This is a genomic window from Leucobacter chromiireducens (assembly GCF_003917135.1).
Lineage (GTDB): Bacteria > Actinomycetota > Actinomycetes > Actinomycetales > Microbacteriaceae > Leucobacter > Leucobacter chromiireducens_A.
The window spans coordinates 36,200-57,998 of the sequence record NZ_RPDI01000015.1 but is presented as its reverse complement, the minus strand read 5'-3'; the positions used below and the strand labels follow the sequence as shown (position 1 = coordinate 57,998).

22 protein-coding genes are annotated in these 21,799 nt (G+C 71.5%); 18 read left to right on the top strand and 4 right to left on the bottom strand.

Annotated elements, in window-relative coordinates; genetic code table 11:
- Positions 1-2 precede the first annotated feature (2 nt).
- The 10 genes from pgsA to dapF all read left to right on the top strand — a co-directional run bounded on the left by pgsA (position 3) and on the right by dapF (position 8,282).
- The gene (pgsA, locus tag EGM46_RS08925) at positions 3-608 is read left to right on the top strand and encodes a CDP-diacylglycerol--glycerol-3-phosphate 3-phosphatidyltransferase (protein WP_125099807.1); all 606 of its coding nucleotides are present in this window, start codon (positions 3-5) and stop codon (positions 606-608) included.
- Positions 595-1,179, top strand: coding sequence for a CinA family protein (locus EGM46_RS08920; RefSeq protein WP_241156256.1), 585 nt, complete (start codon positions 595-597; stop codon positions 1,177-1,179). The genes pgsA and EGM46_RS08920 overlap by 14 nt, the downstream gene beginning before the upstream one ends.
- A gap of 197 nt (positions 1,180-1,376) precedes the next feature.
- The gene (locus EGM46_RS08915; protein WP_125099806.1) at positions 1,377-1,697 is read left to right on the top strand and encodes a helix-turn-helix domain-containing protein; all 321 of its coding nucleotides are present in this window, start codon (positions 1,377-1,379) and stop codon (positions 1,695-1,697) included.
- A 109-nt stretch (positions 1,698-1,806) separates the two neighbouring features.
- Positions 1,807-2,028 carry a DUF3046 domain-containing protein gene (locus EGM46_RS08910; RefSeq protein ID WP_125099805.1) on the top strand — a complete coding sequence of 74 codons (222 nt, stop codon included), beginning with the start codon at positions 1,807-1,809 and terminating at the stop codon, positions 2,026-2,028.
- A gap of 240 nt (positions 2,029-2,268) precedes the next feature.
- The gene (recA, locus tag EGM46_RS08905; RefSeq protein WP_125099804.1) at positions 2,269-3,405 is read left to right on the top strand and encodes a recombinase RecA; all 1,137 of its coding nucleotides are present in this window, start codon (positions 2,269-2,271) and stop codon (positions 3,403-3,405) included.
- 3 nt (positions 3,406-3,408) lie between these two features.
- Positions 3,409-4,359 (top strand): regulatory protein RecX, encoded by a 951-nt coding sequence (locus EGM46_RS08900; RefSeq protein WP_125099803.1) that lies wholly within the window; start codon positions 3,409-3,411, stop codon positions 4,357-4,359.
- A 49-nt stretch (positions 4,360-4,408) separates the two neighbouring features.
- Complete coding sequence (gene miaB, locus EGM46_RS08895; RefSeq protein WP_125099802.1) at positions 4,409-5,950, top strand: tRNA (N6-isopentenyl adenosine(37)-C2)-methylthiotransferase MiaB; 1,542 nt, start codon at positions 4,409-4,411, stop codon at positions 5,948-5,950.
- Positions 5,947-6,867, top strand: coding sequence for a tRNA (adenosine(37)-N6)-dimethylallyltransferase MiaA (gene miaA, locus EGM46_RS08890; protein WP_125099801.1), 921 nt, complete (start codon positions 5,947-5,949; stop codon positions 6,865-6,867). The genes miaB and miaA overlap by 4 nt, the downstream gene beginning before the upstream one ends.
- 71 nt (positions 6,868-6,938) lie before the next feature.
- Positions 6,939-7,367, top strand: coding sequence for a GNAT family acetyltransferase (locus EGM46_RS08885; protein ID WP_125099800.1), 429 nt, complete (start codon positions 6,939-6,941; stop codon positions 7,365-7,367).
- A 33-nt stretch (positions 7,368-7,400) separates the two neighbouring features.
- The gene (dapF, locus tag EGM46_RS08880; RefSeq protein ID WP_125099799.1) at positions 7,401-8,282 is read left to right on the top strand and encodes a diaminopimelate epimerase; all 882 of its coding nucleotides are present in this window, start codon (positions 7,401-7,403) and stop codon (positions 8,280-8,282) included.
- Here dapF and EGM46_RS08875 read toward each other — a convergent pair.
- A complete protein-coding gene (locus EGM46_RS08875) occupies positions 8,279-8,893 on the bottom strand; it encodes a class I SAM-dependent methyltransferase (protein ID WP_125099798.1) in 615 nt (204 codons plus the stop codon). The two genes, dapF and EGM46_RS08875, sit on opposite strands and share 4 nt — an antisense overlap.
- Before the next feature lie 131 nt (positions 8,894-9,024).
- Here EGM46_RS08875 and hflX point away from each other — a divergent pair, with 131 nt between their 5' ends.
- From hflX to EGM46_RS08855, 4 genes are all read left to right on the top strand, one after another.
- Positions 9,025-10,593, top strand: coding sequence for a GTPase HflX (gene hflX, locus EGM46_RS08870; protein ID WP_125099797.1), 1,569 nt, complete (start codon positions 9,025-9,027; stop codon positions 10,591-10,593).
- Between the two features lie 230 nt (positions 10,594-10,823).
- Positions 10,824-13,184, top strand: a complete 2,361-nt coding sequence (gene metE, locus EGM46_RS08865; RefSeq protein ID WP_125099796.1) for a 5-methyltetrahydropteroyltriglutamate--homocysteine S-methyltransferase — start codon at positions 10,824-10,826, stop codon at positions 13,182-13,184.
- Positions 13,185-13,186: 2 nt separating this feature from the next.
- The gene (locus EGM46_RS08860) at positions 13,187-14,470 is read left to right on the top strand and encodes a hypothetical protein (protein ID WP_241156255.1); all 1,284 of its coding nucleotides are present in this window, start codon (positions 13,187-13,189) and stop codon (positions 14,468-14,470) included.
- Entirely contained in the window at positions 14,467-15,372 is a 906-nt protein-coding gene (locus EGM46_RS08855; RefSeq protein WP_125099795.1) for a methylenetetrahydrofolate reductase, read from the top strand. Before EGM46_RS08860 ends, EGM46_RS08855 begins: the two co-directional genes overlap by 4 nt.
- Positions 15,373-15,550: 178 nt before the next feature.
- Here EGM46_RS08855 and lipA read toward each other — a convergent pair whose 3' ends face one another.
- The 3 genes from lipA to lexA form a co-directional block, all read right to left on the bottom strand.
- Positions 15,551-16,570: a lipoyl synthase gene (gene lipA, locus EGM46_RS08850; RefSeq protein ID WP_241156254.1), complete on the bottom strand. Its 1,020-nt coding sequence runs from the start codon at positions 16,568-16,570 to the stop codon at positions 15,551-15,553.
- Positions 16,567-17,280, bottom strand: a complete 714-nt coding sequence (lipB, locus tag EGM46_RS08845) for a lipoyl(octanoyl) transferase LipB (protein WP_125099794.1) — start codon at positions 17,278-17,280, stop codon at positions 16,567-16,569. The genes lipA and lipB overlap by 4 nt, the downstream gene beginning before the upstream one ends.
- Positions 17,281-17,367: 87 nt before the next feature.
- A complete protein-coding gene (gene lexA / locus EGM46_RS08840) occupies positions 17,368-18,033 on the bottom strand; it encodes a transcriptional repressor LexA (RefSeq protein ID WP_125099793.1) in 666 nt (221 codons plus the stop codon).
- Positions 18,034-18,292: 259 nt separating this feature from the next.
- On the opposite strand from lexA, the gene EGM46_RS08835 reads away from it, so the two are divergent.
- The 4 genes from EGM46_RS08835 to EGM46_RS08820 all read left to right on the top strand — a co-directional run bounded on the left by EGM46_RS08835 (position 18,293) and on the right by EGM46_RS08820 (position 21,775).
- Positions 18,293-18,769, top strand: coding sequence for a LysM peptidoglycan-binding domain-containing protein (locus EGM46_RS08835; protein ID WP_241156253.1), 477 nt, complete (start codon positions 18,293-18,295; stop codon positions 18,767-18,769).
- Between the two features lie 68 nt (positions 18,770-18,837).
- Positions 18,838-19,920, top strand: a complete 1,083-nt coding sequence (locus EGM46_RS08830) for a histidinol-phosphate transaminase (protein ID WP_125099792.1) — start codon at positions 18,838-18,840, stop codon at positions 19,918-19,920.
- Positions 19,921-20,112: 192 nt separating this feature from the next.
- A complete protein-coding gene (locus EGM46_RS08825; RefSeq protein ID WP_125099791.1) occupies positions 20,113-20,898 on the top strand; it encodes a DsbA family protein in 786 nt (261 codons plus the stop codon).
- A 55-nt stretch (positions 20,899-20,953) separates the two neighbouring features.
- Positions 20,954-21,775: a cytochrome c biogenesis CcdA family protein gene (locus EGM46_RS08820; protein WP_125099790.1), complete on the top strand. Its 822-nt coding sequence runs from the start codon at positions 20,954-20,956 to the stop codon at positions 21,773-21,775.
- Positions 21,776-21,799 lie beyond the last annotated feature (24 nt).

Sequence of the window (21,799 nt, the reverse complement as noted above, 5' to 3'; positions counted from 1 at the left end):
GCATGGGTGAGCAGCGGGTGGCCGAGCGGCCGAGCAACTGGAACGCGCCAAACATCATCACGGGAGCGCGGATCCTCGCGACGCCGTTCTTCATCTGGATGCTGCTCGCCGATGGGGGAGCGCACGGGGGCCTGCGCTGGGCCGCGGCGGCGTTCTTCGTAGTGGCAATCGCGACTGACGCCTGGGATGGCCACATCGCGCGCTCGCGCGGACTCATCACGAACCTGGGCAAGCTGCTTGACCCGATCGCCGACAAGTTTCTCACTGGCGCCGCGCTCGTCGGGCTCTCGATCCTCGGCGAACTTCCGTGGTGGGTGACGATCCTCGTCCTCGTTCGCGAGATCGGGATCACGGTGCACCGCCTCATGATCGCGAGCGACGTGGTGGTCGCCGCGGCCTGGATGGGCAAGCTGAAAACCGTCGCGCAGTCGGTCGCGATCACGCTCGCGCTGCTGCCGCTCGCCGATGTCATGGGCGACGCGGCCCCGATCGCGATCTGGCTGAACATCATCACGATGACGATCGCGGTGGTGCTGACCGTGCTGAGCGGGATCGATTACGTGCTCGCGTTCCTCCGCACCCGGCGGGGTGCCGGTGCGCGCGGCTAGCCCGTCCCCGCGCGGGGGCGCAGCGGTCGCCGCGGCCAACGTGGTGGCGCGCGCGGCCGCGGCCGGCATCAGGATCGCGGTCGCCGAGTCGCTGACCGGGGGAGCGCTCGCGGACGCGCTCGTCTCGGTGCCCGGGGCATCGCGCGTGTTCTCCGGCGCGATCGTCGCGTACGACACCGAGCTCAAAGCCTCGCTGCTCGGCGTCGACCGCGCGCTGTTGCGCCGCACCGGGCCCGTTGACCGCGAGGTCGCCATGCAGATGGCGAGCGGGGTGCGGCGCGCCTGCGCGACCCCGCGCGTCGCAGCTGGAGGACGCCGGCCGTCGGAGTCACGCGACGCTGAGATCGGGCTCGCAACGACCGGCGTCGCCGGCCCCGATCCCGATCCGCAGACCGGTCAGCCGGTTGGCACCGTGTGGCTCGGGCTGAGCTTCGGCACGCGCACCACCGCGATCCCGCTCCTGCTGGCTGGCGATCGCGCGGAGATCCGCGCGAGTACGGTGCACGCGGCGCTCGATGCGCTCGACGCCGCCCTGGTGCGTGAGTACCCCGGGTTCGCCGCTGAATCGTGAGTTTTCCTGGGAATTCGATAGAACCTGAGCGGGATCGACTCAAGTTCAGAGAAGTTTCAGGAATATGCGGGGTAGTCTCGGAGTTGTTCCCAGTGACGCCACCCAGATCGGGTGGAGTTCCCGTAGCAGCGATGTGTTCTGAAGCGGGTAGGGTGGATGCACAACCCGCAGGGGGAGTGTAGTGAAGGAGGGTCCACATGGTGCTGATGCGTCAGGAGATCGGCGACGTGCTTCGTGACTTCCGTCAACAGAAGGGTCGCACGCTGCGCCAGGTTGCCGGGGACGCGAGCGTCGCGCTTGGGTACCTGAGCGAGGTCGAGCGCGGCCAGAAGGAAGCCTCGAGCGAGATCCTCGCTGCGGTGGCCGACGCGCTGGATACCCCGCTCTCCGTCATTATGGGCGAGGTGAGCGAGCGTCTCGCGATCGTCGAGGGGCTGTCGATGCCGCTCGCGAACCGCGTCCCCGATACGGTTCCCGCTGAGCTGGTCTCGGGCTTCACGCCCGAGCTCGTGTCCTAGCGTGCACCCTCGGCTGGCTTCCGCGCAATGAGTGCGCGGTCTGGGCGCCCGATCCCGTCTGGGGTCGGGCGCTTTGCCGTTGATGGTGGCGAGAGAGAAGGGTGGCGCGATGCGACTGAGTGAGTTCCGGCGCGCGTGCGCCGAGGAGTTCGGTGCCGAGTACGCGGGTGTGCTGCTGCGCGACCACTGGCTCGCGGCGTTGGGTGGCACCCCGAATGATGCGATCGAGCGCGGGGTGCCCGCGCGCGATGTGTGGGCAGAACTCTGCGCTGACCTGCAGGTGCCGATTGAGCGGCGCCACGGGCGTGGCCTGCGCGATCCGCGCGACTAAATTCGGCGCAACACGCCGGGCGGGGCTTCGAACATGTGTTCGATTAGTGCTAGCTTCGTCCACAGGTGAGGTTCGCGACGAATCGCTCCCAGGAAGAGGATGTCCGGCGTGAATGTCGGAGGTTGCTTCTAGGGTGTGAAGCACGAACTCACCAATGCCTTGTCTGCTCCACACGGAGTCGAGACAGTCGGTAGGCAGCACCGCTGCGGAGGAATCCGCCAGAACGCAAGGAGCACGAAGATGGCCGCACCCAAGGATCGCGAAAAGGCACTTGAAGTTGCCCTCGCGCAGATTGACAAAAACTTCGGCAAGGGCGCCATCATGCGCATGGGCAGCCAGGAGCGCGCGCCCGTCGAGGTCATCCCAACGGGCTCCGTCGCACTGGATGTCGCGCTCGGGATCGGCGGACTGCCGCGCGGGCGCATCGTGGAGATCTACGGCCCTGAGTCTTCGGGAAAGACCACGCTGACGCTGCACGCGATCGCGAACGCGCAGCGAGCTGGCGGCATCGCTGCGTTCATCGACGCGGAGCACGCGCTCGATCCGGACTACGCGCAGAAGCTCGGGGTGGACATTGATGCACTCCTCGTCGCGCAGCCCGACACCGGTGAGCAGGCGCTCGAGATCGCGGACATGCTGATCCGCTCGGGGTCCGTCGACCTCGTGGTCATCGACTCGGTGGCGGCGCTCGTGCCGAAGGCCGAGATCGATGGCGAGATGGGCGACAGCCACGTCGGTCTGCAGGCCCGCCTCATGTCGCAGGCGCTCCGCAAGATCACGGGCAGCCTGAACGCCACGAAGACCACCTGTATCTTCATCAACCAGCTCCGCGAGAAGGTCGGCGTCTTCTTCGGCAGCCCCGAGACCACCTCGGGCGGCAAGGCCCTCAAGTTCTACGCCTCGGTGCGACTCGATATCCGTCGCATCCAGACGCTGAAGGACGGCACCGACGCCGTGGGCAACCGCACCCGCGTGAAGGTCGTGAAGAACAAGATGGCCCCGCCCTTCAAGCAGGCCGAGTTCGACATCCTCTACGGCATCGGCATCTCCCGCGAGGGCTCGCTCATCGACTACGGCGTGGAACAGGGGCTCATTAAGAAGAGCGGCGCCTGGTTCACCTACGACGGGGATCAGCTCGGCCAGGGCATGGAGAACGCGCGCCGCTTCCTCATCCAGCACGCCGACATTGCCGCGGAGATCGAGGAGAAGATTCTCACGAAGCTCGGCGTCAACGGCCGCACCGAGGAGGCCGTCGCTGATGCGAAGGCGACCCCGGTCGAGGGTGCGACGGGCGCCGCGGATGCTGGCGCTGCGAAGGCTCCTGCTGCCGCGAAGGCTCCCGCCGCGACCAAGCCCGCTGAGCGAGCGAGCGCGTAGCTCATGGCGGTCCGTTTCCTCCCGCCCCCCGGCGACCCCGCCGCGGGGGCGGGGCCCGACCGGGGGGATCTCGCCGAGGTCATCGAGCTGCGCGGCATGCTGCGCCAGCGCGCGTGGGCGGACCCGTCGCGCGCCACGGAGCAGGGTGTTTCGGACTTGGATGACCCGGACTTGGGCGGCTCGGACGAGCGCGAGCCCGAGTCCGAGCCCGAGCCAGTGCCCGCTGCGGCAAAGGCTGAGGGCGCGCGGGGCGGCCGCACCGCCGTGATCTCCGCGCTCGGTGACCACCTCACGCGCGCGAGCGATCTCGCCCGCGCCGCGCAGCCTGGGCGCGGGTCGGCCGGTACGCCGGAGTACCGCGTCGCGCCGGCCGCCGCGGCCGCCGAACCAGATTCCGGGCACGCGGCTGAGTTCGCATCGGAGCACGCGGCCGAGCAAACGGACACCGCGCTGCAGGAAGCGCACGAGGACGGCGTCCGCCTGCTTGCGCGCCGCGCGCGTTCGAGCGGTGAGCTGCGGGAGGAGCTCTTGCGCCTCGATCACGCCGCGAGCGAGGTCGACGTCGTGATTGCGGAGTTCGAGGAGCGGCTCTACCTCGACGACGCGGGGCTCGCCCGCGCGGTCACCGAGAAGCTGCGCGACTCGAAGCGTGCCAGCCGCTCGCAGATCCGGGTGAAGCTGCGCGAGCGGCGCCTCCCCGACGCCGTCATCGAGGCCGCGCTCGGCGAGCTCGACGACGACGAGGAGTTCTCGCTGCTGCGTGAGGCGGCGATCGCGCGCGCCGCGAAGCTTGGCGGGCTCGAACGCTCCGTCGCTGAGCGCCGCCTGCTCGGCTTCCTCGCGCGGCGCGGCTGGTCGGGCGAGCCCGCCTCGCGAGCCGTGCGCGAAGCGCTCGACGGCACCGGCCGCGGCGGGAGCCGCACCGGGCGCGGCAGCGGCGTGCGATTCCAGTAGCCACGCGGCCAGCGCAGTTCGCCCCGCAGCGCGCCGGTAAACTGAAGCCATGAGTCTTGCATCGGCAGAACCCACCGTGATCTCCCCGTCACCCGCGGCGCTGCGCCCGGACGGCACCCCGCGCAGCTACAGCGTGCGCACGCTCGGCTGCCAGATGAACGTGCACGACTCCGAGCGCCTCTCCGGCTCACTCGACGCTGCTGGGTACATCGCTGCGACCGACCCGGCCGATGCCGACGTGATCGTCATCAACACGTGCGCCGTGCGCGAGAACGCCGCGAACAAACTGTACGGTCAGCTCGGCCACCTCGCCGGCGTGAAGCGCGGCCGCGACGGCATGCAGATCGCCGTCGGCGGGTGCCTCGCCCAGAAGGACCAGGGCACCATCGTCGAGAAGGCGCCGTGGGTCGACGTCGTGTTCGGCACGCACAACATGGGCTCGCTCCCGGCCATGCTGGAGCGCGCGCGACACAACGAGGAAGCCCAGGTCGAGATTCTCGAGGCGCTGGAGGTCTTCCCCTCAACCCTGCCCACCAAGCGCGACTCCGCGTCGAGCGGCTGGGTGTCCATCTCCGTCGGCTGCAACAACACCTGCACGTTCTGCATCGTGCCGGCGCTCCGCGGCAAGGAGAAGGACCGCCGACCCGGCGACATCCTCGCCGAGGTGCAGGCGCTCGTCGATGATGGCGCCATCGAGGTCACCCTCCTCGGGCAGAACGTGAACACCTACGGCGTCGAGTTCGGCGACCGCCAGGCCTTCGGCAAGCTGCTCCGCGCGATGGGCGAGATCGAGGGCCTCGAACGCGTGCGCTTCACGAGCCCCCACCCGGCCGCCTTCACCGACGACGTGATCGCCGCCATGGCGGAGACCCACAACGTGATGCCGTCGCTGCACATGCCGCTGCAGTCGGGCTCCGACACCGTCCTCAAGGCAATGCGCCGCTCGTACCGGTCGAAGAAGTTCCTCGGCATCCTCGACTCGGTGCGCGAGCAGATCCCGCACGCCGCGATCACGACGGACATCATTGTCGGCTTCCCCGGCGAGACCGAGGAGGACTTCCAGGACACGCTGCGTGTGGTGGAGGCCTCCCGGTTCGCGAGCGCGTTCACCTTCCAGTACTCGATCCGCCCTGGCACCCCCGCGGCCACGATGGACGGCCAGATCCCCAAGGAGATCGTCCAGGAGCGCTACGAGCGGCTGATGGCGCTGCAGGAGCGGCTGTCGTTGGAGGAGAACCAGGCGCAGATCGGCCGCGCGGTGGAGGTGCTCGTCTCGGTGAGCGAGGGGCGCAAGGACTCGGCGACGCGGCGCCTGTCCGGCCGCGCCGAGGACAACCGGCTCGTGCACTTCGCCGTGCCGGAGGGCGCGGAAGAGCCGCGTCCCGGCGACGTCGTCACCGTGCAGGTGACCTCCGCCGCGCCGCACTTCGTGATCGCCGACGAGGTGCCCGGCGTGTACCGCCTGCGCCGCACCCGCGCTGGCGACGCGTGGGATCGGCGCCAGGCCGAGAGCTGCGGCGTGCCAGCCCCGGCGAGCGACACCGCCCCACGCGCGGTGAGCCTCGGGCTGCCGACGCTCCGCACCCGATGAGCGCCGCGCCGCCGCGCCTCTGGGCCGTCGTCGGCGCGACGGGCACCGGCAAGTCGGCGCTGTCGCTCGACCTCGCCGACGCGCTCGCGGCCACCGGTCGAGCCGCCGAGATCGTGAACGCCGACGCGATGCAGTTCTACCGCGGTATGGACATCGGCACGGCGAAGCTGCCGCCGGCCGAACGGCGCGGGATCCCGCACCACCTCTTCGACGTGCTCGCACCGTCGGAGGAGGCCACCGTCGCGTGGTACCAGCCGGAGGCGCGAGCCGCCATCGCTGGGATCCACGCGCGCGGCGCCGACGCGATCCTCGTCGGCGGTTCGGGACTCTACGTGTCGAGCGTGATCTTCGACTTCCAGTTCCCGCCGCGCGACGAGGCGCTGCGCGCTGAGCTCGAGGCGGAGCTCGCCGAGCGGGGCGTCGCGCCACTCCTCGCGAGGCTCGCCGAGCGCTCGCCCGAGACGGCCGCGAGCGTCGACGCACAGAACCCCCGCCGCGTGGTGCGCGCCCTCGAGGTTGCGCTGCTCGGGGGCGACGCGCGCACGACGCTGCCGGCCGATCCTGAGCTCTGGCACCCGGCGACCCGGATCCTCGGGGTCGAGGTGGGGCGCGCCGAGCTCGTGGCGCGGCTCGACGCCCGCGTTTCGGCGATGTGGGAGGCCGGGCTGCTCGCTGAGGTGCGCGCGCTGATCCCGCACGGTATCGAGCACGGGCCGACGGCGTCGCGCGCGATCGGGTACGCGCAGGCGCTCGCCGAACTCCGCGGGGAGCTGAGCGAGGCCGAGGCGATCGCCGAGACGCAGGCGCTCACGCGGCGCTACGCGCGCCGGCAGGTGAGCTGGTTCAGGCGCTACCCCGGGATCGAGTGGCGCGCGCCGGGTATGCTGCCGGAACTCGGGGCGATTCGGCCTGCATAAGCCCGAAACCGAGGATTCCGGCTGGCTTTCGCCGAATCACTTGTCGTCGCAGTGGAACAGGAGCACCCCGAATGCCGATCACGATTCGCCAGTTCGCCGAGCCGGACACTCGCGCGGTCATCGCGCTGTGGGAGGCGCGCGGCCTCACCCGGCCGTGGAACGACCCAGCCGCAGACATCGCACGGAAACTCCGGGTGCAGCCCGAGCTGTTCCTCGTCGCCGAGGCCGCCGGCGAGATCGTCGGCTCGGTGATGGCGGGCTACGACGGGCACCGCGGCTGGCTCTACTATCTCGCGAGCGATGCCGCGCGCGCCGGCGAGGGGATAGGCCGCGCGCTCGTCGCCGAGGCTGAGGCGCGGCTCGCCGCGATGGGCTGCCCGAAAGTGCAGCTGATGGTGCGCTCCGAGAACACCGGCGTGGTGTCCTACTACGACGCGCTCGGCTACGAGGGGTCCGACGTCGTGGTGCGCGGAAAGCGCCTCGACGTGCCGGGGGCATGAGTTGCCCTGGCGGCGGCGCGTACACTGGAGGGCATGACGACCCTCGCGTTCACCAAGGGCCACGGCACGGGCAACGACTTCGTGCTCTTCACCGACCCCGAGGGTGACATCACGCTCACGCCCGAGCAGATCCGCTTCCTCTGCGACCGCCACTTCGGGATCGGGGCCGACGGCGTGATCCGCGCGGTGCGCTCGCGCGCGCTGCCCGAGGGTGCGGCGAGCCTCGCGGAGGAGCCGGAGGCCGAGTGGTTCATGGACTACTGGAACGCCGACGGCACGCCGGCCGAGATGTGCGGCAACGGCATCCGCGTGTACGCGCACTACCTGATCACGGAGGGCCTCGTCGCCCCCGAGCGGCGCGACACCCTGCCGATCGGCACGCGCGCGGGGGTGAAGGACGTGCTCGCAGGGGTGTCGGGGTACACCGTGGATCTCGGGCGCTGGCGGCTCGCGCCCGAGCGGCTCGTCGCCGCGCACGGCCTGCCCGTCGCGCGCCCCGGCCTCGGGATCGACCTCGGCAACCCGCACATCGTCACGGCGCTCGCGCACGTGGCCGAACTGGAGGGACTCGACCTCACTCGCGCGCCGGGGCTCGACCCGGCGCCCGCCGACGGCGCGAACGTGGAGTTCGTGGTGCCCGAGGATCCGCTCGTGGTCGACGGGGTGGCGCGCATCCGGATGCGCGTGCACGAGCGCGGGGTCGGGGAGACCCTGTCGTGCGGCACGGGCACCGCGGCCGCGGCGCTCGCCTTCCGCCACTGGGGCGGCGAGGGCATGCCGAACCACTGGCGCGTCGACGTGCCTGGCGGCCGCCTCGCCGTGCGCATGTTCCCCACGGAGGAGGGGGAGCACGTCTCCCTCAACGGGCCGGCGGAGCTCGTGTACTCCGGCGAGATCGAGCTGCCGGAGCGCTAACGCGCGGCGCGCTCCGCGCGGATCACGTGGAAGCCCTTGTCGCGCGCGACGCGCTCGACCGACAGCTCCGCGAACTCGGCCGCGATCCAGCGCTGCAGGGAGCCGGCTCCCAGGTGCTTCGCGACGACGAGGTGCGCCGCGCCGCCGGGCGCGAGCCGGGGGAGCCACTGCCGCAGCATGCCGTGCAGCACCTCCTTGCCGACGCGGATCGGCGGGTTCGAGTGGATCTCCCCGAACTGCACCTCCTCCGGCACGTCCTCCGGCGCGGCGACGCGCACTGAGCCGAGGCCGAGCCGCGCGGCGTTTTCCGCGGTGAGTTCGCGCGAGCGGGCGTTCACGTCGACGGCCCAGACTGCTCGATCGGGATCGCTGAGCGCCGCGGACAGCGCGATCGGGCCCCAGCCGCAGCCGAGGTCGAGCACCGGCCCCTGGCGGGCGTCGTCGAGTTTCGCGAGGGTGCGGAGCAGGATCTCCGTGCCACGATCGAGGTGCTCGGGGCTGAACACGCCGCCGGCGGTCTGCACGCGGCGGGGCGCGCCAGCGAGGACGACCTCGATCTCGCGCGGCCGGAAGTCACCGCTGGGGGTCTCGGAGAAGTAGTGCTCGCTCACTGATCCAGTATCGCAGCATGCGAGTGCCGGATCGTGCGTGCCCGCGCCGGATCGCGCCGGGTCGCGCGCGCCTGCGCCGTCGGCGAACGGCCGGTGCGGTGCGGACGCGCCCGGCGTACACTGGAGGTCAGATGACGAAACGTGTTCCCGCAGATGCAGACCAGGTCGTGACCGACGAGTCGAGCCACGAGGACGCCGCGGCGCTGGCCTCGGATCCGCTCGCGCGCCTCCTGAGCCGCGCCGAGCGCGCGGAGTCGGCGACGGTGATCCGCGACCTGACGGGCGGCGCGCAGGCGCTCGGCGACGAGGCGCACGATCAGCTCGGCGCAGACCTTGACGCGATCCGGATGGAGCGCGAGGACCGCGCATCGCTCAAGCGCGTGGTGGGCCTCTCCACCGAGCTCGAAGACGTCACGGAGGTCGAGTACCGCCAGCTGCGGCTCGAGAACGTGGTGCTGATCGGGATCTACTCGGAGAAGTCCGCCGAGAACGCCGAGAACTCGCTGCGTGAGCTCGCGGCCCTCGCGGAGACCGCTGGCGCCAACGTGCTCGACGGCCTCCTGCAGCGCAGGCAGAACCCGGATCCCGCGACGTATCTCGGCAAGGGGAAGGCGCAGGAGCTCGCCGAGCTCGTCGCCGCGGTCGGCGCGGACACCGTGGTCGCCGACACCGAGCTCGCCCCGTCGCAGCGGCGCGCGCTCGAGGACGTGGTGAAAGTGAAGGTGATCGACCGCACCGCGGTGATCCTCGACATCTTCAGCCAGCACGCGAAGAGCCGCGAGGGCAAGGCGCAGGTCGAGCTCGCGCAGCTGCAGTACCTGCTCCCGCGCCTGCGCGGCTGGGGCGAGTCGATGTCGCGCCAGGCCGGCGGCCAGGTCGGTTCGGGCGGCGCTGGCATGGGCTCCCGCGGCCCAGGCGAGACGAAGATGGAGCTCGACCGCCGTAAAATTCACACGCGCATGTCGAAGCTGCGCAAGCAGATCGCGCAGATGGCGCCGGCCCGCGAGGCGAAGCGGGCGAACCGCAAGCGCGGCGAGGTGCCGTCCGTGGCGATCGCCGGCTACACGAACGCCGGCAAGTCGAGCCTGCTGAATCGCCTCACCGGCACCCAGGAGTTCGTGCAGAACCAGCTGTTCGCCACGCTCGACACCGCGGTGCGCCACGCGGAGACCGACGATGGGCGCAGCTTCACCTACGTCGACACGGTCGGCTTCGTGCGCGCCCTGCCGCACCAGCTCGTCGAGGCCTTCCGCTCCACCTTCGAGGAGGTGGGGGAGGCCGACGTGATCCTGCACGTGGTCGATGGCTCGCACCCGGACCCCGAGGCCCAGCTGCGCACGGTGCGCGAGGTCATCGCGGAGGTCGACGCCCAGGGCATCCCCGAGATCGTGGCCTTCAACAAGTCGGACCTGATCGACGACTCGCAGCGGCTCGTGCTGCACGGGCTCGTCTCCGACGCCGTGTTCGTCTCGGCGCGCACCGGGGAGGGGCTCGAGGAGCTCGCGCGCAGGATCGATGCCGCGCTCCCCGTCCCCGACCGCGAGGTCACCGTCGTGGTCCCGTACGACCGGGGCGAGATCGTCGCCGAGATGCACGAGCGCAACCGCGTGCTCGAGACCGAGTACGTCGCAGAGGGCACGCGCGTGCGCGCGTACGTGACCTCGGAGATGTACGCCAAGCTCGCACCCTTTCTCGGTTGAGCGGACGGCCGAGCGGACGGCCGATCCCGCGCTGATCAGGGGCTGATCGGCGCTCGGCCCGGATCCCGCGCTGCTGGGGATCGACGCGAGCCGTAACGCGGCGTAGCTTGCCGTCACACGGCGTCATTCACACACTGCAACATGCGCGCGCCAGAGGCCTCCCGCCGGTTAGCGTGTGAGAGCCCGGGGCACCCGCCGGGTCCCATCTCGCACGTTCCCGGAGGATCCCCATGACCGCTCCCGCCCACACCGCAGCGCCGCACGGCGCCGCGCCGCTGCCGCAGGCCACCATCCTCGGCTACCCACGCATCGGCCGTCGCCGCGAGCTCAAGCGCGCGGTCGAGTCGTTCTGGAAGGGCAACAGCTCGGAGGCGCAGCTGCAGGACACCGCGCGCGAGCTGCGCGCCGCCACCCGCGCCCGCCTCGTCGAGCTCGGGCTGCCCGCGGCCGGCGGTGCCGTGCCGGAGAGCTTCAGCTTCTACGACCAGGTGCTCGACGCCACCCTCGCGCTCGGCGCGATCCCGAGCCGCTTCGCCGACGTCGCCGAGGCCGGGAACGACCTCGCAACGTACTTCGCGCTGGCGCGCGGCGACGAGTCGCACCAGCCGCTTGAGATGACCAAGTGGTTCGACACGAACTACCACTACAGCGTGCCCGAGATCGACGAGGACACCAGCTTCGCCGCGAACGCCTCGGCGCTCGTCGCGCAGCTCGCCGAGGCCGCGGAGCAGGGCATCGAGTCCCGCCCCGTCATCGTCGGCCCTGTCACCTACCTGCTGCTCGCGAAGGCGTCGGAGGGCGCGGCCGAGGGGTTCGCCCCGATCGACCGGCTCGACGAGGTCGTTGGCGTCTACGCCGAGCTGCTGTCCGCGCTCGCGGCAGGCGGCGCGTCCTGGGTGCAGTTCGACGAGCCGGCGCTCGTCTCCGACTCGCTCGCGGTGCCGCGCGCTGACGTGCTCGCGCTGATCGAGCGTGCGTACGGGGTGCTCGGCCAGGGCGCGGTGGGGACCGACCGCCCCGCGATCCTGCTCACGGCGCCCTACGGCGACTCGTCCGCAGCACTCGCGCGGCTCGGCGCGCTGCCCGTCGAGGCCGTGCAGGCCGACCTCGTGCGTGGCGCGCTGCCCGCCGCGGCGCTCGCCGACGGCTCCCTCGCCGCCGCGTTCGCCGGGACGCAGCTCGTCGCCGGCGTGGTCGACGGCCGCAACATCTGGCGCACCGACCTCCGCGCGGCGCTCGCGCAGGCGCAGCAGCTCGCGGACGCCGGCATCGCGACCGTGATCGGCACGTCCAACTCGCTGCAGCACGTGCCGCACGACGTGGCCGACGAGACGCAGCTCGACGCGCGCCTGAAGTCGTGGCTCGCGTTCGCCGACCAGAAGGTTGCGCAGGTGGCAACGCTCGCCCGCGGCCTCGCGGAGGGCGCCGCGGCCATCGAAGCGGAGCTCGCCGACACCGATGCCGCGCTCGCCGACCGGGCGGGTGCGCCCGGCGTCGCGGACGCCGCCGTGCGCTCGCGCGCTGCCGCCGTCACCGCGGCGGACCGCAGCCGCGCCGCGGAGGGCGAGCGCCGCGACGCGCAGCGCGAACTCGGCGTACCCGAGCTCGCCACCACGACGATCGGCTCGTTCCCGCAGACCACGGAGATCCGCAAGGCGCGTGCCGCCTTCGGCCGCGGCGAGATCGACCAGGACGCCTACGACGGCTTCCTGCGCGAGGAGATCGCGCGGGTGATCCGCCTGCAGGAGGAGATCGGGCTCGACGTCCTCGTGCACGGCGAGGCCGAGCGCAACGACATGGTGCAGTACTTCGCCGAGCTGCTCGACGGCTTCGCGGTGACCGAGAACGGCTGGGTGCAATCGTACGGCACCCGCGCGACGCGGCCGTCGATCCTGTGGGGCGACGTTTCGCGGCAGGCGCCCATGACGGTCGCGTGGTCGGCGTACGCGCAGTCGCTCACCGAGAAGCCGGTGAAGGGCATGCTCACGGGCCCCGTGACGATCCTCGCCTGGTCGTTCGTGCGCGACGACCAGCCGCTCGCGGACACCGCCGAGCAGGTCGCCCTCGCGCTCCGCGACGAGATCGACGACCTCGTCGCCGCGGGCATCAAGATCGTGCAGGTCGACGAGCCGGCGCTCCGCGAGCTGCTGCCGCTCGACGCCGACCGCCAGGCCGCGTACCTCGACTGGTCGGTTGGCTCGTTCCGCCTCGCGACGAGCGGCGCCGCGAGCGACGTGCAGATCCACACCCACCTCTGCTACTCCGAGTTCGGTGAGATCATCGACGCCGTCGACGGGCTCGACGCCGACGTGACGAGCATCGAGGCGGCACGCAGCCGCATGGATGTCGTCGACCCGCTGGGCGACCACGGCTACTCGCGCGGCATCGGCCCTGGCGTCTACGACATCCACTCACCGCGCGTGCCGAGCGCTGCCGAGCAGGAGGAGCTGATCCGGATCGCTGCCGCGCGGATCCCTGGCGAGCAGCTCTGGGTGAACCCCGACTGCGGGCTCAAGACCCGCGGCTACGAGGAGACCGTGGCGAGCCTCACGAACCTGGTGCAGGCGGCGCGGGCCGTCCGCGGAGCGTAGTCGTGGCGCAGGGGGCGGTCGGCGCTGCGGCGCACGCACACCTCAGCCCGGCCGCGCCCTGGCCAGCCGACGGCCTCCCCACGGAGGCGGTCGGCTCCCTGCCGCGCCCGGCCAGCCTGCAGCGCGTGGTGCTCGACGCCGACACGGGCCTCGCCACCACGGCGGAGCTCCGCGCCGAGCAGGATCGCGCCGTCGCCGACACCATCGAGCGCTTCGCCGCGACCGGATCCCCGATCGTCGGCGACGGGGAGCAGCGCCGCGAGAGCTTCGCGAGCTACCCGCTCGGCACCGAGGACCTCTCGGCGGGGCCCGTGTTCGCGGTGTTCGCCGATGGGCATCACCGGGTCATCCCGAGCCTCGCGCGCGCGCCGTTCCGCTTCCAGGCGTGGGCGGCCGACGATCTCGCCGCCGCGCGTGAACTCACCGATCTGCCGCTGAAGCAGGCGGTCATCTCGCCGTCGATGCTCTCGCTCATGGTGCCGGAGCACGGGCTCGGCGACTACGGCCGTGAGGACTTCCTCGCCGACGTGGTCGCCGGCTGCGCCGAGGACATCCGCCGCTCGTTCGCGGCCGGCGCCTCGCGCGTCTCGATCGACTTCACCGAGGGGCGGCTCGCGCTCCGGCGCGACCTGCGCGCCCCCTGGGCCGGCCCGCAGGCGCTCGGCGGGTTCATCGAGCTCATCAACCGGGTGCTGGATCAGCTGAGCGACGCGGAGCGCGCCGCGGTTGGCGTGCACACCTGCCCGGGCAACGACAACGACTCGGCGCACAGCGCCGACGTCGACTACGCCGAGCTGCTCCCCGAGCTGTTCCAGATCGAGGCCGGCTACTTCCTCGTGCAGGCGGCGGGGGAGCAGGAGCCGGACCGGGTGGCGCGCCTCGTCGGCAGGCAGCTGCGCGGGCGGGCCAGGGCGGCAGCCGAAGCCGGGAGCGGCGGCGCGGTACCTCGGGTGCTGCTCGGCGTCACGAACCCGACCAACCCGAAGCTCGAGACCGCCGAGCAGGTGCGGGATCAGCTCGTGCGTGCCGCACGGTTCATCCCGGCCGAGCTGCTCGGCTCGACCGACGACTGCGGTTTCTCGCCGTACCTGATCGACGAGAAGCCGCGGCACGGCTCCCCGGACTTCGCGCGCGATGTCGCGTTCGCCAAGATCGCCGCGCGCGTGCGCGGCACCGCGCTCGCCGCTGACGAGCTCGCGGGCAGCGCAGGGCTCGCCGGCTCCGGCGTCTCGTACGCTGGGTACGGCGCGACCGGCACGCCCGCGCACGACGGAGGACAGGCATGAGCCCCGAGCTGTTGACCGGCAGTGCGCCGACGCGTGCGCGCTTCTCGTTCGAGGTGTTCCCCGCGCGCAGCGGCGCCGCCGCGCTCGCCCTCGGGCACGCGGTGCAGCACCTGTCGGCGGCAGGGCCCGACTTCATCTCCGTGACGTACGGCGCGAACGGGTCGAACCGTGACGCGTCGGTCGACCTGCTGAAGTACCTCCGTGATCACACCGACGCGCTGCCGCTCGCGCACCTCACGACGGTGGGGGAGTCCCGCGACGCGGTGCGGCAGGCGATCCACGGCATCATGGACGCCGGCGTGCACGACTTCCTCGCGCTGCGCGGCGACCCACCGCGCGGGCGCACGGAGGCTGACTCCGAGGTGGCCGGCTCGCTGTCTGCGCTCGAACTCGTCGAACTCGTCGCCGAGGCGCGCACCGAGCGGCCAGCGCTCACGAGCGTCGGCCGCACCGCGGTCGCCGCGTACCCGAACGGGCACCCGCTGTCGCGATCCCGAGCCGAAGACATCGAGTGGCTGATCGCGAAGCAGGAGGCCGGCGCGCAGTTCGCGATCACGCAGCTCTTCTTCGAAGCCGACGAGTACCTCGGGTTCGTCGACGAGGCGCGCGCGGCCGGGCTGCGGATCCCCGTGCTGCCCGGGCTGATGCCGGTGTCGACGAGCGCGCAGCTGCGGAAAGTGGCGCAGCTCGCCGGGCGGCCTGCGCCCGGGCTGCTCGCCGCGGAGCTCGCCGAGGCCGGCGGGTACGCCCCCGAGCTCGGGGTGGAGCACACCGTGCAGCTCGCCCGTGAGCTGCTCGCTGGCGGCGCGCCGTCCGTGCACCTCTACACGTTCAACCGGCACGAGCAGGTGCTCGCGGTGCTGCGTGAGCTGAACCTGCTCACCCCGTCGCCGCTGCGCTAGGGAGGCGTGCCCGCGCGCACGTGCCGGGCCGCCCGCGCCCCACAACGCGCGGAGAAATCTGGGATCTCGGAGCCTCTCGGCCGAAAGGCTCCGAGATCCCAGATTTCTCCGAGGGAAATGAGAGGGTGCAGGGGAAGTGAGTGGGCGCAGGCGCAGCGCGGGCCCGCACCCCGCGGGGTCACACCGCCTGCGGGAAGTCCGCGGCCGCGCGCTCCGCGAGGTGCCGCAGCTGCTCGGGCACCTCGCGACCCGTGCGCAGCATGGTCTCGGCCCAGAGCCGGCCGGCCCGGTAGGAGGAGCGCACGAGCGGCCCCGCGAGCACCCCGGCGAAACCGAGCGCCTGCGCCTCCGCTTTGAGTTCCGTGAACTCCTCCGGCCGCACCCACCGATCGATGGGGTGGTGCAGGCTCGACGGCCGGAGGTACTGCGTGAGCGTCAGGATGTCGCAGCCGGCGTCGCGGAGCTCGCGCATGGTGTCCGAAACCTCCGCACGCGTTTCGCCCATCCCGAGGATGAGATTCGACTTCGTGACCATGCCGGCGCGCTGCCCCTCCGCGAGGACCTCGAGCGAGCGCTCGTAGCGGAAGCCCGGCCGGATCCGCCGGAAGATGCGCGGCACGGTCTCTAGGTTGTGCGCAAACACCTCGGGCTTCGCCGCGAACACCTGCGCCAGCCCGTCCGGCCGCCCGCCGAGGTCGTCGACGAGCACCTCGACCCCGGATCCCGGGTTCAGCTCGTGGATCTGCCGGATCGTCTCCGCGTAGAGCCACGCGCCGGTGTCGGGCAGATCGTCGCGCGTCACGCCGGTGATGGTGGCGTAGCGGAGCCCCATTGTGCGAACGGACTCCGCGACGCGTCTCGGCTCGTCGGTGTCGAGCGGGAGCGGCTTGCCTGAGCTGATCATGCAGAAGTCGCAGCGCCGCGTGCAGATCGCCCCGCCGATCAGGAAGGTGGCCTCGCGGTCCTCCCAGCACTCGGAGATATTCGGGCAGCCGGCTTCCTTGCACACGGTGTGGAGGCCTTCGGCGGCGACGAGATCCCGCACTGCTTGGTATTCGGGGCCGGAGCGGGCGCGCGTCTTGATCCACTCGGGCTTGCGCTCGATGGGGGTCTCGGCGTTGCGGGCCTCAACGCGCAGCAGCTTGCGCCCCTCGGGCTCGGGCCTCGTTCCGGTCGACGGGAGCATGCGCGCGCTCATGCGGTGAGCTCCGCGAGCGCGCTGCGCAGTTCGGTGCGCAGGATCGGCGCTGCGTCCGCCGGGGTGATCGTCGTTCCCGCGAGTTCGCTGAGCGAGCTGACGCCGGCGTCGGTGATGCCGCACGGAACGAACTGGGCGAACGGCGCGAGCGCGTTGCTGCAGTTGAGCGCGACGCCGTGCGTGATGATCCCCGCGCTCGCGTGGATGCCCACCTGGGCGAACTTGACGGGGGCGTCGGGTCTGGCCCACGCGCCGCTGCGCCCGTCGACCCGGTGCCCGTGTACCCCGAACGCCGCTGCGGTCGCGAGGAGCGCCTCCTCGAGCGCGCGGACGCAATCAACGACGCCGACGCCGGTGGCCAGCCGCACGATGGGGTAAGCGACGAGCTGGCCGGGGCCGTGCCAGGTCACGCGGCCGCCCCGGTCGACGGGGATCACCGGGGTGCCGTCACGCGGATACTCGTCGGGAGTCGAGCGGCGCCCGGCCGTGAACACGGCCTCGTGCTCCAGCAGAATCAGCGTGCCGTGATCGGTGTGCGCGGCGAGGCGTGCGGCGGCCTCGCGCTGGAGGGCGAGGCCGCGCGCGTAGGGCACGGGCTCGGAGTCGAGCCCGATGACGCGGAGCCCAGGGCTTGGCGCGCAGGCCGGGATCGGCGCTCGGTCGTGAGGGGTGCGCGCGTTTGGCGGGCGGGAGGCGGTGTCTGCGGTCATGCCGCCACTATAGATGGACCGAGTTTAACAAATCAATGTGGGCAAAAAAGGCCACCCCGGGGTTCGGGGTGGCCTGGGGTCTTCCGGTTACACGGAGCGGAACACGGCGACCACCTTGCCGAGCACCTCTGCGTGATCGCCGACGATGGGCTCGAATGCGCTGTTGCGCGGGAGGAGCCACGTGTGGCCGTCGCGGCGGCGGAACACCTTGACCGTGGCCTCGCCGTCGAGCATGGCGGCGACGATGTCCCCGTTCTCAGCCTCGCGCTGCTGGCGCACGACCACGAAGTCGCCGTCGCAGATGGCCGCGTCGATCATGGACTCGCCGACGACGCGGAGCATGAAGAGCTGGCCATCGCCGACGAGCTGGCGGGGGAGTGGAACGATCTCCTCGACCTGCTGGTCGGCCGTGATGGGCACGCCCGCCGCGATCTGGCCAACAAGCGGGACGTAGGCCGCCTCCTCGACCTGCTGGTTGGGGGCGTCGGCGAGCGCGTCGCTCGTGCTCGCCAGTTCGATGAGGATCTCGAGAGCGCGCGGACGATTGGGGTCCCTGCGGATGTAGCCGCCGAGTTCGAGACGGCTGAGCTGGTGCGTGACGCTCGAGAGGGAGGAGAGTCCGACTGCGTCTCCGATCTCTCGCATGCTGGGCGGGTAACCGCGCGACTCGACCGAGCGCGCGATGTACTCGAGGATTGCCTGCTGCTTCTCGCTCAGGGGCTTCCGGGGCTGTGGCGCTGCGGCGTCGCTCATGGCTGTCCTTTCGGGCCCGGAGGGGCAGTGCTGGGGGCGTGGAGTACTGAATGTCGGTGGTGTCTGGTTCAGTGATCGCGTTGAACGAAACCCTAGTCGCGCGAACAGAGCAGAGGCAAACATCTGTTCGAGTGTCGTTCGAAAAGATCGAAACTGATCTTCGAATATGGGCTTGCGGTTTCGAAGACTCGAAGATATATTCGAAACAGATGTTCGCACGGCGCCGGCCTGAGCGGGCGTCGCGACGAAAGGAAGTCCCATGAGTGCTACGACCCTCACCGGATCCCGCATGAGCGCAACTGCGTCGATCGCCCCGGAGGCTCACCCGTTCGGTGCCTCCGATCGGTTCCTCTCTGATTCCGCGGCTGCGCAGGTGCGCACGCGGCTCCGTTTGACGCGACGCGGCCGCGTCGTGCTCGGTGCACTTGCGACCGTGCTCGTCGCTGGTGCGCTTGCGCTGCTCGCCACATTTGTGGCTCCGCAGGCCAGTGCCTCCGACGAGGCCGGCGCTGGGCAGGAGTTCTCCTACGTCGTCGTCACGCCAGGGTCCTCGCTCTGGGAGATCGCGACGCAGCTCGACCCGTCGGCTGACCCTCGCGACCTGGTGAGCGAGATCGTGCAGCTGAACCAGCTGACTGAGTCGGGCATCGACGCTGGTCAGCCGCTCGCGGTGCCGCTGCGGTATGCCGATGACCCCCGGACCATCCCCGCAGCCGAGCTGGGGCTGTCCGCGTAGCCATCGTCTGGTGTGGTTCGCGCCCGGGCGTGGCGCTGAGCTCCACGATTCGAAACTAGACTGGTGTGGTGACCAGCCTCAGTGATCTTCCACTCCGCGACAACCTTGTCGGGCAAGAGCCCTACGGTGCACCGCAGGATCCGGTTCCCGTCAGCCTGAACGTCAACGAGAACACCCACCCCATCCCCGACGAGGTCGTCGCGGACATCGTCTCAGCACTCGCGGAGGCCGTGAGCGGGGTGAACCGCTACCCCGACCGTGAGTTCATGGGGCTGCGCGCGGCGCTCGCGGACTACCTGGGGCACGGGCTGACGCCCGAGCAGCTCTGGGCAGCGAACGGCTCCAACGAGGTGCTGCAGCAGGTGCTCCAGGCGTTCGGTGGTCCCGGCCGCTCGCTCCTCAGCTTCAGCCCCACCTATTCGATGTACCCGCTGCTCGCCGCTGGCACCGATACCGAGTGGATCGACGTTCCCCGGCCCGCGGACTACGCGCTCACGCCGGAGCTCGTCACCGCCGCCATCGCCGAGCACCGGCCCAACATCGTGGTGCTGTGCGGCCCGAACAACCCAACGGGCACGGTGCTCGACCGCGAGGTCATCCGCGCGGCGTACGACGCGTTCGATGGCATCCTGATCGTGGACGAGGCCTACCAGGAGTTCGACGCGGAGACCGAGAGCGCGGTCGCGCTGCTCCCCGGCCGTCCCCGGCTCCTCGTCTCGCGCACAATGAGCAAGGCCTTCGCGTTCGCCGGGGTGCGCCTGGGATACCTCGCCGCGGACGCAGCCGTGATCGACGCGCTCCGACTCGTTCGGCTCCCGTACCACCTGTCCGCACTGACGCAGGCCGCCGCCACCGCCGCGCTGCGGCACTCGGACGCCATGCTCGGCGCCGTCGCCGAGATCCGCACCGAACGCGACCGGCTCGCCGCGGCGCTGACCGAGCTCGGATACACCGTGCACCCCTCGGGCGCGAACTTCCTCCTGGTCGGCGGCTTCGCCGACCCCGGCGCGACGTTCGCCGCGCTCCGCGCGCAGGGGATCCTGATCCGCAACCTCAGCGTTCCCGGGCACCTGCGCATGACCGCGGGCACCCACGCTGAGACGAGCACGCTCATCGAGGCGATCGCGCAGCTCGGCCCGGGCGGCGCCTGATCGTCTCCCGATCCCTCCGAGCGGATTGGTGAGACTCTGATCCGGTATCCGGGGGCTGATCCGGCCCGGAGTCACACTTTGTGCGGGGGAGCGCTGGGGTCAGGGTCGGGGTCGGGCGGCGCCCGGGGCGGGCCCGGGGGTTTCCTGGGAGACGGTTGAGGGTGTTGCTGCGCATCCGGATAGCCTGGGAGTATGTCCCAGCCACCCGAAGCCCTTCCTCGCCACGAGCTTGAGCGCAAGCTCCGCCGCTCACGCACGCTCAACGTCGCCCTCGGCGCGCTCGCAGCGATCGGCCTCGTGTTCGGCGGGGTGCAGCTCGCGCAGGGCACCGGCGCCGGCGGGAACACCGGTGCAAGCGGCAGCGCGGGCGCAGGCGACTCCGCGCCAGCGGACGGGGCAGGGGAGGGCGCCGGCCAGCCTGATGCCACGAGTATCGAGCGCCGCGATCCCGCCGACGCGATGGCCATCGGCGATGTCGACGCGCCCGTGGTGATGAGCGAGTGGATCGACTTCCGCTGCCCCTTCTGCGCGGTCTACACGCGCGACACCCTCCCCGTGCTCATCGAGGAGTACGTGGACACCGGCAAGGTGCGCATCGAGTTCCACGACGTCGCCTTCTTCGGAGAGCAGTCGGCGCGCGCGGCGGTCGCCGCCCGCGCGGCCGGCGAGCAGGGCAAGTACGCGGAGTTCGTGCGGGCGGTCTACGAGGCGGCCCCCGAGAGCGGGCACCCCGAGCTGCCGACCGAGGAGCTGATCGCCTTCGCGAAGCAGGTCGGCGTTGCCGACCTCGCGCAGTTCGAGTCGGACCTCGCGCGCACGGACCTGCAGGACGCGGTCGCCGCGAGCACCGCGCAGGCGCAGCAGCTCGGCGTCACCGGCGTGCCGTTCTTCGCGGTCGACGGCCAGGCCCTGAGCGGGGCGCAGCCGGTCGACACCTTCCGCACCCTGCTCGACGAGGCAGTGGACGCCGCACAGTGATTCGGGCGGCGAGCGTTCACCACCGCCCGCGCGGCGGCCGGCCGGTGATCGCCTAATGTCGCTCAGCCTGCTCGGCGCATTCCTCGGCGGGATGCTGACCCTCCTCAGCCCGTGCTCCGTGATGCTCCTCCCCGCGTTCTTCGCGTACGCGTTCTCGAGCCCCGGCGCGCTGTTCGCGCGCACCGGCGTGTTCTTTCTCGGCCTCGCCACCGCGCTCGTGCCGCTCGGCCTGCTCGCCGGCACGCTCGGCGCCTGGGTGAACCAGCACCGCTTCGCGCTCGTGACGGTCGCCTCGGTGATCGTGATCGTGCTCGGGCTCGCGATGGCGCTCGGCGTGCGCCTCCCCGGGGTGATCCAGCAGCAGGGCGTGCGCAGCGCGTCGATCGCGTCGGTGTTCGCCCTCGGCACGGTGTATGGGCTGGCCGGGGTGTGCGCTGGGCCCCTGCTCGGCGCGGCGCTCGCGTTCGCCGCGTTCGGCGGGAACGCGCTCCTCGGTGGCCTCGTGCTGCTCGTGTTCGCCGCTGGTATGACCGTGCCACTGCTGCTGCTCGCGCTGCTCTGGGATCGGATGCCCGGCGTGCGGAAGCTCGTGCGCCCGCGCGAGCTCGTGATCGGGAAGTGGCGCAACGCGTGGACGAACGTCGTCGGCGGGCTCCTGACCGTCGCGATCGGCGTGCTGCTGCTCGTCACGCAGGGCACCACCTCGCTCGGCGGGGTGCTCGGGGCCACCGCGCAGGCGAACCTCGAGGCGCGAGTGATGGGGTGGGCGAACGCGGTCCCCGGCTGGATCGTCGCGCTCGTGTTCGTGGTGCTCGTCGCCGTGTGGCTCACCGTGTTCGTGCTGCGGCGCCGGCGCGCGCGGCAGGCCGCGGGCTGATCGCGAACCCGGATAGACTGGCGG